Origin of the sequence: Brevundimonas sp., from assembly GCF_041911375.1 — a bacterium.
Lineage (GTDB): Bacteria > Pseudomonadota > Alphaproteobacteria > Caulobacterales > Caulobacteraceae > Brevundimonas.
On record NZ_JAYRPA010000083.1, the window covers coordinates 1 to 1,214 of the forward strand.

Here is a 1,214-nt window from a genome sequence, read left to right on the forward strand (position 1 = left end):
ACGCGGGGGCGCACCTGGACGGTCGCCTCCGCGCCCAGCTGACGCGCCCAGCCCTGGGCCGCGCGGTCGGCGGCGGAGGCGGCGACCGCGGCCAGGCAGGCCAGGAAGCACAGCACGGCGATGACCGTCATCAGCCACGGCTCTCCGGCGGCGGCGGGCGGCAGCAGGCCAGGGCGGCGCTGGGGCGGGAAGCGGATCACGTCGCCGCCTCGTACAGTCCGCCCTTGTGCAGATGCAGGACGCGTGCGCCCGAGCTTTCGGCCAGCGTGCGGTCATGGCTGGCGATCAGGACCGTCGCGCCCAGTCGATTCAGCGACTGGAACAGCCGCAGCAGCTTCTCGGCCATGGCGGCGTCGACGCTGCCGGTCGGCTCGTCGGCGACGATCAGGCCGGGCCGGGTGATCACGGCGCGGGCGATGGCCAGGCGCTGCTTCTCGCCCCCGGACAGGGCCGGCGGTCGGGCGTCCATCCGCCGGCCCAGGCCGACCCATTCCAGCATCTCCTCGACATCGGCCGCGTGGTCGGCCTCGCGGCCTCCGGCCAGCCGCAGGGGCAGGGCGGCGTTTTCGAAGGCGGACAAATGGTCCAGCAGGCGGAAATCCTGAAACACGACGCCCATGCGGCGGCGCAGGGCGGGGACGTCGCGGCGGCGGATTTCAGTGACGTCGACGCCGAACAGGCTGATTCGGCCGGCCTGGGGGCGCGCCGCCAGGGTCAGCAGCCGCAGAAGCGAGGACTTTCCGGCGCCAGACGGTCCGGTAAGGAAGTGGAAAGAGCCGCGCGGCAGAATGAGGTTAACGTCCCGCAGAATCCCGGGCGCGTCCGCATAGCCGAAACCCACGCCCGACAGGCGGACGGTCTCGGGCGCGGAGGCGGTATCGGCGGCGCTGGCGGGCGAGGACGGCATCGTTTTGGGTTTCAGGGACGGGGCGCGGGACGCGCCTCTCGGGAGGGGGCGCGAGCCTCGCAGTCAGACGACATGATACTGACCTGCCCCGCCTGCGCCACCAGCTATTTCGTTCGCGACGACGCGATGGGGCCGAACGGGCGCAAGGTGCGCTGCCAGTCGTGCGGCGAGGTGTGGCGCGCCGGCGTCGAGGAGCCGCTGGAGCTGAGCCTGACGCCCGAGCCGGCGACCACGCCGGAACCGCAGCCCGCGCCCGAGGCGGCCAGTCTGGCCGAGACCCCTGCGCCCGAGCTGCCCCGGGCCTTCC

General features: G+C 73.4%; 2 protein-coding genes and 1 pseudogene. 1 reads left to right on the forward strand and 2 read right to left on the reverse strand.

Annotation, left to right across the window (positions count from 1 at the left end; translation table 11 throughout):
• Positions 1-200: pseudogene (locus tag ACE3PU_RS13990) on the reverse strand (ABC transporter permease); the annotation flags it as partial.
• Positions 197-907: a cell division ATP-binding protein FtsE gene (locus ACE3PU_RS13995; protein WP_374390713.1), complete on the reverse strand. Its 711-nt coding sequence runs from the start codon at positions 905-907 to the stop codon at positions 197-199. The pseudogene ACE3PU_RS13990 and the gene ACE3PU_RS13995, both read right to left, overlap by 4 nt.
• A 72-nt stretch (positions 908-979) precedes the next feature.
• Here ACE3PU_RS13995 and ACE3PU_RS14000 point away from each other — a divergent pair.
• On the forward strand, positions 980-1,214 hold a 235-nt coding region (locus ACE3PU_RS14000), incomplete at its 3' end, for an MJ0042-type zinc finger domain-containing protein (RefSeq protein ID WP_374390714.1).